Annotated in this window: 1 pseudogene; it reads left to right on the top strand. The window is 29.4% G+C overall.

From position 1 onward, the window contains the following. Positions 1–612 (top strand): annotated as a pseudogene (locus KVT34_RS29405) (toll/interleukin-1 receptor domain-containing protein); the annotation flags it as partial. Between the last annotated feature and the right edge of the window lie 88 nt (positions 613–700).

The raw sequence follows: 700 nt of genomic DNA, 5'->3' as shown, positions 1-700 counted from the left end.
ATGGTGTTATTCGTACTTTCAGATAATTATTATCAAAGTGCACCCTGCCTAAATGAAATGGGTGCTGCTTGGATTACATCCAAAAAATGTTCTTCAGTACTTATGCCGAACTTTGACTTCAATAAAATAGAAGGAGCAATTGATCCTACTCAGATTTCCTTTAAAATGAATGATTCTAACGGTTTAGATAAATTTAGAGATTATATAATCGATTCTTTAGAATTAGAAGACCATGGTTATAGACTATGGCAAAATAACAGGGATGATTATCTTACCACTTTAGAAATACTTTTAGATAAAGAGACATCAAACTTAAATGTAACAATAGAATTAGAAAGAGTTAGAAAACAAAATACTAATTTAAAATTAGATTTACGATTTATTAATGTAACTGAAAAAGATATCGAATTTCAATATATAGACATCGCATTAGTTGATGCGTTGGGTGAAAAATTACAGATTTCTATTGAAGATGATGTAATAGAAAAAATACTATTACGTTGTAAAGAGAATAAAATTATTGAAATGATTGTCCCATATGACACTTCTGCAGCTTACCAGCTAAGACAAAACGTAACCAAAGATGCGGTAGTCGATTTTAGGATTTTATAGAATAAAAAGCGTCTCTACACTAAAGACGCTTTTTATTTACACTTCAAAAAGAACACTCGTTCGTATATAATGAACATAAATTACACGA

Source organism: Paenibacillus sp. GbtcB18 (genome assembly GCF_019091125.1).
GTDB lineage: Bacteria > Bacillota > Bacilli > Paenibacillales > NBRC-103111 > Paenibacillus_F > Paenibacillus_F chitinolyticus.
The sequence above is the reverse complement of the archived record's forward strand: the minus strand, read 5'-3'. Positions and strand labels throughout refer to the sequence as shown.